This window comes from Peptoniphilus sp. KCTC 25270 (assembly GCF_021012875.1).
Classification (GTDB): Bacteria; Bacillota; Clostridia; order Tissierellales; family Peptoniphilaceae; genus JAJMZJ01.
The window spans coordinates 80375-90356 of record NZ_JAJMZJ010000004.1 but is presented as its reverse complement, the minus strand read 5'-3'; the positions used below and the strand labels follow the sequence as shown (position 1 = coordinate 90356).

Sequence of the window (9982 nt, the reverse complement as noted above, 5' to 3'; positions counted from 1 at the left end):
ATGCCGAACACAGAAGTTAAGCCTCTTAACGCCGATGGTACTTGGTTGGCAACGACCTGGGAGAGTAGGAAATCGCCAGTCAGAAAAAGAACACATGCTGATCTCTAGCAGACGGTGTGTGTTTTTTTGTGTAAAAATTTATGATTTTATTCTATTAAAATCCTCTATTAAAAGGAATTTATCTATTTTACGGATTTTTATTGCAAAAAAAAATCAGATAGTATAATATAAATATATAGGACATTATAATATAGAAAACAAAAGTTATTGTTATTACTATTGGGGAGAGGTGTTAATAATGAATGAAAAATTTAACTTATCGGAAAGTGAACAACAGATTATTGAAACGATGTGGAGAGAAGGAAAAGCTTTAACTCGTTCTCAAATTATTCGTTCTACAGAGAATAAAAAGTGGAAAGAAAGCTCTATTCATATTATTTTGAACCGCTTATTGGAAAAAAATTCTATTGAGGTGGACGATATTGTAAAAACGGCGACAAACTACGGTAGAACTTACAAACCTACTTTCAATAAGGATGAATACGATTTGAATCGTTTGAAAAATACCTACGAAGGAATCAAACCAAGCTCTAAAGAAACGACAAAATTTGTATCTTTCTTAGTTCAATCTCAAGCGATGAATAAAGAAGAATTGGAAGAAATCGAACAACTAATTAAGGAATATAAAGAAAAAGCTTAAGTTTTTCAGGAAGTGAGGGGTTTATGGAAATAACCTTTTTTTCCATAATAATGGCCATTCTCTGCTTTAATGTAGGCATTGTGCTTTTGCATTGGATTCAGAGAAAGGAAGATTTTATTCCTAAATTTTCTACTTTTCCTTTGGCTTTTTTAACGATTTTAGCGATTTTTCGTTTATTGTTTCAAATGGAGTTCTTCCAAAGTTACGTTATTTCGTCTAAGGTAATCTATCCTGCCATTTACGATTTTTTCCAAAAAGAGATTTCGATTTTCCAAAGTCCTTTTACGATAATGGAATGTTTCGCTTTTCTTTGGATTGTTGTGGCTTCTGTCTTTTTGATTTTTATGGCTTGGAAATATTTTCATTTTCGAAAAATTCTTCTTCGAATTAGAGATTTCTCTCGCCCTATAGACCAAGAGATAGCCCAAAAAATTCTTCAAGAAGCGAAATTGGACAAAAAATTGGATTTGGTAATCAACCATAATATTGAGCGGCCTTTTTTGTTTGGTACTAGAAAGGGAACGATTTTTCTGCCAAAACGTCAGTATTCGGAAAGAGAACTAAGATGTATAGTAAAACATGAAATATCTCATTATCAAAGGAAAGATAACGGAAAAAAATTGTTTTTAGAGATCCTAAGGGGAGTTTTTTGGTGGAATCCTTTTGTTCATTTGATGGCGGAAAATTTCAATCATATATTAGAGGTGCAATGCGATCTTTTGTCCATTCGAAATTTTTCCAAAGAGGAAAAAATAGACTATTTGGAAACCATTTTGGAGATGATAAAAGAGGAAAGCTTACAAAAAGAGGGCGAATTGCAATTGCAATGGGAGGCTCTATCTAATTTTGTTCCTATTAGTCAGGGGAAAAATATAAAAGATCGAATTCGAACCATTATTGAATATACTGGAGAAAAAACAAGACATCAGAAAATTGCGAATACCCTAGCCTGTTCCTTGGGGCTGTGTTTCTTTGTCCTCTCTTATATGTTTATTCCACAACCTTCTTATGATGTGGATGCCTATGGGGTTTCTCTTGGGGAAACCTACTATACGGCAGAAGAAGTGGGAGTAGAAGAAGAAACAGTATATATTACTCGAAACCCCAAGGGGAAATTGCGTCTTGTAGTACATGGACAGGACCGCAAACGGTTAAAGGAAGAGGATTTACAAAAAGAGGAATATAAGGGATTGAATGTTTATGATATTTATGAATAAAAGAACGATGGTTTTAGTTGGCCTTTGTTTTTTGATGATTTTTTTCCAAAGCCAAACGGTATCGGCCCAGTCTTTTTATGGAACAAAAGAAGAGGGAAGGGTTGTTGAACCTCTAGGGGATAAGAGAGTTTGGCGATATACAATCATAAATGGGAAAAAATACAAACGACTTTGGTCTGAGACCAAAAAGAAATGGCTTAGTGATTGGATTTTGATTTCTTGAACGGAAGAGAAAATCCATTGACTTTATGGAAAAGCCTTGATAAGATATTTGTGTATCAACATGGGAATCTTCCCATGACAACTGAATCGAATTCTATGTTCTTTCCTTTGGGAGAGCTAAGATGGAATCCAGTGTAAATCTGGAACGGGCCCGCCGCTGTAACTGAAGAGTGTATAGAGAATGCCACTGAGAAATTGGGAAGGTACTATACGCGTAGACGCAGGAGTCAGAAGACATGCATAGAAGGATTAAAACCATTGCGAGGACAACAATTGGTAAGTTATTTTGGTATGCGGGCATAGATTTTTTTGAATCTATGCCTTTTTTTGTCCTAAGATCTCATCATCCGTGATTCGACTCCATGGATAGATTGCTGACCAGAAAACTGGAGGCGCTTTTTGTAGAAATCTACAAAAGTGCCTCCTTTTTTCATGTCAAAGAAAGGAAGGGGAAATGAAAAATACAGGAAAGAAATCACTTTGCATTTTAATGGCTTTTTTAATGATTTTTTCTCTATTGCCAAGTTCCGTATTGGCAGCAGAGGGAGAAAAAGATTACCGCACAGTGATTTCAGAATTACAAAACTATCAAGTAAAAACGGTAGAAGAGCCCGTTGTGGCATCCGTAGGGGGCGAATGGACGGTTCTGTCCTTGGCTCGTAGTGGAGCAGAGGTTCCAGAGGGATATTACGAGGGGTATTATAATCGCGTAGTGGAATATGTGAACAGTAATATTATGGATGGGGAAAAACTCCATAAAAGTAAGTCCACAGAAAATTCTAGACTAATTGTAGCTTTAACTTCTATAGGAAAAGATCCAAGAAATGTGGACGGTCACGATTTAACGGCTCCATTAAACGACATAACATACCTGTATCGACAAGGGATTAATGGACCGATTTGGGCCTTAATTGCTTTAGATTCTCACAACTATCGTCCAGAATACAATAGACAACCGATGGTTGATAAAATCTTAGAATTAGAAATTTCAGGAGGTGGTTGGGCCCTATCAGGAAAAAATCCAGACCCAGATATAACAGCGATGGCTCTTTATTCCTTGGCTAAGTACAAAGATCAACCAGAAGTTTCTGCAGCGATAAATAGAGCCGTAGCGGTTTTATCAAATCTTCAAGGTCCAGACGGCGGATATTCATCTTGGGGAACAGGAAATTCGGAGTCCATTTCTCAAACAATCATTGCCTTGTCAGAATTGGGCATTGATGCAGATACAGATGAAAGATTTGTTAAAAATGGAAATTCTGCTCTAGACGCCTTATTAAAATTCCAAGATGGAAATGGCGGATTTAAACATATTATGAGCGGTTCTGTTGATGGAATGGCAACAGACCAAGCTATGGAGGCCTTAGTGGCCTATAGCCGTTTTAAGGCAGGACAAACCTCTTTGTTTACTATGACAGATGTGGAATTGGGAAAATCAGCACCAATAGTAACGGGGATAAAAATTACAAAACTTCCAGAAAAACTAGAGTATGAGATTGGGGAGCAAGTAAGCCTAAACGGGATTCAAGTGGTAGAAGAATTAAGTGATGGAACAACAAATGATGTTACAAGCAAGATTTTTTCCTATCGACCAGATACATCTACACCAGGAACAAAAACAGTAGAAGTACTATATGGTGAGTTTTCAACAACGTATGAAATTATAGTAAAAGAGAAGGATGCGGAGACACCATTTGTAAAAGAAATTAAAATTACAAAACTGCCACCAAAATTAGAATATGAAATAGGTGAACCCGTAGACTTAAAAGGAATTAAAGTTGTTGAAGTATTAAGTAATGGAGAAACCAACGATATAAGTTATGATATTGCTGCAAAACGGCCAGATACATCTACACCAGGAACAAAAACAGTAGAGATAACATATGCAGCTTCTTCTCCGACAGATGGAAAAATTCAAAAATTTACAACAACGTATGAAATTACAGTAAAAGAAAAAACCGTTGTAGAACCAGTGGTAACAGGAATCGAAATTACAACTCTTCCAACAAAAACAAATTATATTGTTGGGGAACCTTTTGATTCAGCGGGCCTAGAGGTTGTAGAAAAATATAGCGATAATGCAACGAAAGCCATCGACAAAGAGAACTTGCAAATTTCTTCTGTGGATACATCTACAGCAGGAACAAAAACCGTAACGGTTAATTACAAAGGTTTTAGTGCAAGCTTTACTGTAGACGTAAAAGAAAAACCCGTTGTAGAGCCAAAATTAACAGGAATCAAAATTACAAACCTTCCGGTAAAAATCAATTATGTTGTTGGAGAAAAGCCCTCTTATCGTGGACTAGAAGTTAAAGCTGTTTATGATAATGGGATAACGAAAGATATTTCCAATGAGGTAACTATTTCTGGGGGAAGTACAGCAACACCAGGAACAAAAACCGTAACGGTACATTATGGAACGTTCTCTGCCGATTTTAATATTACGGTTGTGGCGAAAGCTTTGGAAAAAATTTCTGTAATTAAATCTCCCAAAACCGAGTATATTGTAGGGGATTCTTTTACAACGGAAGGAATCCAAGTAAAGGCAACTTACAATGACGGTTCAACAAAAGTACTAGGGGAAAAGGACCTACAAATTTCCAAAGCTGACACGGCAAAAGCAGGTACAAAAACTGTAACGGTAGCTTACGATGGGAAGACAACCTCTTATTCCATCGTAGTAAAAGAAAAACCGGTTACAGACGGAAAAGCTTATGTTTCGGTAACGGTTCCTGCCGGGCCAACGGTTTATCCAAATGGAAAAGTAATGCAGGCGAAAAAGGCTTTTGAAATCCAAACAGGGGTAGATACCGCTTTTTCTATTTTGCAAAAAACAGGCTTAAACCTTCTTTACAATGGCCACGCAGTCTATGCAGGATATTACGTTTCTTCCATTGAAGGGCTGGCTGAATTTGATGGCGGTCCCTATAGTGGATGGATGTATAAAGTAAATGGATGGTTCCCTAACTATTCTTCTTCCCTTTATAAATTAAAAGACGGAGATGTTGTTGAGTGGATTTATACAAGAGATTTAGGGAAAGACATTGGTGGATATGTAGATGGAATCGAAGGAGATGACGGATTAGGCGGCGTGAAAAAAGAAATCACCATTCGTGGAGCCGAAGGGGGAATCATTGCCCCAAGTGGACGCCAAATCATTACCAAAGAAAAACCAGTAAAAATTACCATCCAACCAAAAGAAGGTTATGTATTGTCCCATCTATTGTTGGACGGAAAAAATATTGGACGTAGCCAAAGTTTGACTTTGACTGTAGACAACGTAAAGAACGGCGCAATTTTAACGCCAGTATTTGTGAAAGAAAGCACTTTAAGCGAAAAAGAAAAAGAAGATTTGACCAAGGAAGAAATCAAATTGCCAGAAGTAGAAGACAAACCGGCACAAAATCCACAAACTTTGCCATTTGTTGATATTTCCAACCACTGGGCAAAAGATTCTATCCTTTATGTAGCTTCTAAAAATTATTTCAAAGGAATGACCCCAACAGAATTTGGTCCAAATATTGCCATGACAAGGGGAATGTTTGTTACCGTCTTGGGACGAATGAGCGGAGAAAACAGAAACTCTGGAGCGGCTCAATTTAAGGACGTAGCCCCTGATTCCTATTACGCACCCTTTGTACAATGGGCTGCAGAAAAAGGAATTGTAGAAGGAGTAGGAAACAACGCCTTTGAACCAAATCGAGAAATCACAAGAGAAGAAATGGCAAAAATCCTAAGCAATTATATGGATTATAAAGCCATAAAGACACAAGAAGCCCAAGGAACAAACTACCAAGACCAAGAAATGATTTCTCCATGGGCAGAAAAATATGTAGAGAAATTAAGCAAAACTGGTTTGCTAAAAGGACGAGAAGATGGACGTTTTGATCCAAAAGCAACATCAACAAGAGGAGAAATTGCAACCGTAATCCAAAGATTGGATCAATTGACAAAATAATAGGAGAAAAATATGAAGAAACGAGCAATAAGTTTTCTACTAGCTTTTTTAATGATTTTCACCATGCTTCCTGTGCAAATTTTTGCACAAGGAGGCGAAAATCAAGTTCGTGTAATGGTAGAAAATAAAACTTACCCTGTAAGCGAAGGCGCTCCATGGGATGGCGTGTTAGTAGATAAATGGGTTGATATTGATGAAAACTCAACCATGATGAGCGCCGTAAAAGAAGCCATTGAAAGTGAAGGACACACTCAAAAAGGAGCAGAGAACAATTATATTTCAAGCATTAATGACTTAGGTGAATTTTCGGGGAGTTATTCATCCGGTTGGATGGGAACAATAAATGATTGGTTTACAAATTCTGGATTTGGAGATTTCTCCGTAGCCAATGGTACTTTAGAATCTGGCGATTTCATTCATATCCAATTTACCAATAATTTAGGAGAAGACCTAGGAGGATCTTGGGGAAATGCGGATAAGTCATTAAAAGCAATTTCTTTTGCTTCAGGATCTTTAGATAAAGAATTTTCGCCCAATGTATATGACTATATATTAAATATTTCAGCCGATGTAGAAGAGATTTCTGTAACGCCAACCGCTGCAAATAAAAATTTTATGGTAAAAACAACCCTTGGAGAAACAGAAGAAAAGGGCGGCGTAGTTTACAAAAGAACGGCCAATATTCCCGTAAAAGACGGAGATAAAATTACTGTAGAAATCGGAAATCCGTCATGGCCTTCTATGAATGAAGGAAATGAACCTTCTAAAGTTTATACTTTTACCATTGCAAAAGAATTGGAACCAGAAAAACCTTATACAAAAATTACAGTGGCAAATGGTTCCAAGGTAGAAGTTGGAAAGAAAGTAAAACATTATTATCCTCTAACAGATCTTGAACCTGTCAAAAACACAGAAAACACAGACGGAACAACCACTTATTTTTACGATGTTCCAGCCAACGAACAATATATTTTTATTGTGGATCATGAAGGAAAGGCAAGATATTCAGAATCTTTTAAGGTGTCAGATGTAGAAAATCCTCCCGTTTTTGATATTTCTTTAGAAAAAATGGGAGAATCCAATTTTTATAAGCATACCTATAATAGCGAGGGTTCTGATTTTCCCGCAGACATTTATCTAAATGCAGATCATACAGGTCAACTGAATCTAAATGTAGGGGAGAGTTTTCAAATTCATCCCCTTCGACAATGGCAAGTAGTGGAAAACACCATCACATCTACGAACACACCAATTGTAGAACCTAAATTTCATTATGAAGTGGTAAATTCCAATGGAGAGAAAGAAAACTCCGTTGTATCCATTGATGAGAAGGGAATGTTAAAAGCAAATGCACAAGGCACGGCCATTGTATTGGTGACCTATGATGCATTAAATGTGCCTACATCTGGTGGATTGTATAGTAAAATTTGGCCAGAAAATACCGGTGTAATGGTTGTAAGTGTAGGGCAAAATAACAATGTAAATGCAAATCTTTTGATGAATGATGCGTTAAACTCAGAAAAAACAGCAAAATTAGCAAAGAAAAAAGTAGATGCGGAGCATGATGTGTTTTATTATTCTCAAGAGGAAGAATCGGCTCAATATACATTTACGCCAGAGGACGGATCGACTGTAAAATTATTACAGCCAACCATTTCTGAAAATAAAATGTCCTATAATGGAGGATTTACAGAAAATGGTGTACAAAAAAATGAAGACAATTCCTTTACAGCAAGTTTAGTAGAAGGAAAAAATATTCTTGAAATTTCCAAAGGAAATGCGAAAACGTACCAAGTTCTAAAGGCGAAAAAAGTAAATGTAAGTATCACGAATAAAACCAGAAGTGATGGAACATATATGCCGGGAGATAAAGTGGTAGCCGTATTTGATGTATTGTTCCATCCGGCGGATAAATTGGCAGCCATTTATAACTTTGGTCCTGTTATTTCCTATAGAAATCCGTTGAATAAAGAGGTAAAAGGAAAGGGAACACCGTTTGGGAATTATGCTTTTCCAGCAAAGAAAGCCTTCCAAACTCTAACTTTCACCATTCCTGCTGATTTTGAAGGAAAAGAATATGTCTTAAACCAAGGGAGCCTATTTACTGGTGGATTCGGTAGCAAAATTGGAGGTCACAGAGACATTGATTATGTAAATGGTCATGCAGCTTCTATGAATGCAGTTCAAGTAAGTACCTATTTGGGACAATTGCCGGAGATTCGTTTGCCAATGGCTACGGTAGCAGAAAAAATAGATACAACAGCATTAGAAGAGACCATTGGGGCAGAAAAAGCACTGGCAAAAGCAGATACAACAAGTGCCAATGGAAAAGATGTAGAAAAAGACAAAACTTGGGTAACAGAAGACGTTCAAAAAGCGCTTGAAAAGGCATTAACAAACGCAGAAGAAATTTTAGTCAAAGACAATGCAACCCAAGAAGAAGTGGATAAAGCTACCCAAGAGTTAAAAGATGCAATAGAAGGCTACAAACCACAAAAAGGAACGAAAGCACTTATTGAAGAAAAAGAAGAAACGAGAAGAGAAGATATAGACTTTAAAGAAGTGAAAGAAGAAGATCCATCTATTGAAGAAGGAAAAGAAGTAATTTCACAAGAAGGTCAAAAGGGAGAAAAAGTAATTACAGAAAAAGTAATCTTAACTGACGGAATAGAAACAAGTCGTGAAGTTATTAAAGAAGAAATTACGAAAGAACCAGTAGACCAAATCATTAAAATTGGAACGAAAAAAGTAGCAAACAAAGAAGCTTTACAAGAAGCCATTACTGCAGAAAAAGCACTGGCAAAAGCAGATACAACAAGTGCCAATGGAAAAGATGTAGAAAAAGACAAAACTTGGGTAACAGAAGACGTTCAAAAAGCGCTTGAAAAGGCATTAACAAACGCAGAAGAAATTTTAGTCAAAGACAATGCAACCCAAGAAGAAGTGGATAAAGCTACCCAAGAGTTAAAAGATGCAATAGAAGGCTACAAACCACAAAAAGGAATCAAGGAAGAAAATCCTACAAAGCCAGAACCAGAGAAAAAACCAACACCATGGATTCCAGTAAAACCTGTGGAAAAAGAAGAGAATAAAGAAATTAGCAAAGAAACACTAAAAGAAAATGCGGAACAGAAATTGTTGGAAAACAAAGGACGCTTCCAAAATATGACCGATATTGCTAATCATTGGGCAAAACCGGCGATTCAATACGCCATGGAAAAAGGGATTTTCTATGGAACCAGCGAAACAACCTTTACTCCAAATAAGGAAGCCACAAGAGCGGAATTTGTTACCGTATTGGGACGTATGGCCAATGTAGATCCAAGTAAATATACAAAAGGAACGATGAAAGACGTCGCTTCTGGTGTATATTATGAAAATTATGTAAATTGGGCTGTAGAAAAAGGAATTGTAAAAGGGATAGGAGAAAATCTCTTTGAGCCAGACCGAAATATTACAAGAGAAGAGATGGCAACCATTCTCCATCGCTATTTACAATGGACTCAAAAAGAATATAAAGATCGAACAAACAAAGAATATGTCGATCAAAATAAAATTTCAGATTGGGCGAAAGAAGCCGTAGAAAATCTAAGCAAAAAGGAATTATTGCAAGGAAGAGAAACGGGAGAATTCGATCCAAAAGCCAACTTCACAAGAGCAGAAGTGGCCCAAGTTATTTTGAACTTGGAAGTAAAATAGTCCCCCAATGTTATACCATTCTAAAAAAAGAACCCGAGAAATCGGGTTCTTTTTGCGTTCTATCCACAGAAATTCTTATTTTTTACAAAGCTTTTTAAGAGAAAATCATTTCAGAAAAAAATAAATGATAAAAATTATCAAAAACCTATTGCAATTTTATTGTTTTGGAGGTATACTATAAATATA

General features: G+C 36.6%; 5 protein-coding genes, 1 rRNA gene and 1 riboswitch. All 6 genes read left to right on the top strand.

Annotated elements, in window-relative coordinates:
- A 5S ribosomal RNA gene (rrf, locus tag LQU94_RS07225) occupies window positions 1–81 on the top strand; the annotation flags it as partial.
- A gap of 217 nt (window positions 82–298) precedes the next feature.
- Window positions 299–700, top strand: coding sequence for a BlaI/MecI/CopY family transcriptional regulator (locus tag LQU94_RS07220; protein WP_230697010.1), 402 nt, complete (start codon window positions 299–301; stop codon window positions 698–700).
- Window positions 701–723: 23 nt separating this feature from the next.
- Window positions 724–1917 carry a M56 family metallopeptidase gene (locus tag LQU94_RS07215; protein WP_230697009.1) on the top strand — a complete coding sequence of 398 codons (1194 nt, stop codon included), beginning with the start codon at window positions 724–726 and terminating at the stop codon, window positions 1915–1917.
- Entirely contained in the window at window positions 1901–2140 is a 240-nt protein-coding gene (locus LQU94_RS07210) for a hypothetical protein (RefSeq protein WP_230697008.1), read from the top strand. Before LQU94_RS07215 ends, LQU94_RS07210 begins: the two co-directional genes overlap by 17 nt.
- Window positions 2141–2218: 78 nt before the next feature.
- Window positions 2219–2398: riboswitch (cobalamin riboswitch) on the top strand.
- A 195-nt stretch (window positions 2399–2593) separates the two neighbouring features.
- Window positions 2594–6097 (top strand): bacterial Ig-like domain-containing protein, encoded by a 3504-nt coding sequence (locus LQU94_RS07205; RefSeq protein ID WP_230697007.1) that lies wholly within the window; start codon window positions 2594–2596, stop codon window positions 6095–6097.
- Between the two features lie 12 nt (window positions 6098–6109).
- Window positions 6110–9796, top strand: a complete 3687-nt coding sequence (locus LQU94_RS07200; protein ID WP_230697006.1) for an S-layer homology domain-containing protein — start codon at window positions 6110–6112, stop codon at window positions 9794–9796.
- The last annotated feature ends 186 nt before the right edge of the window (window positions 9797–9982 follow it).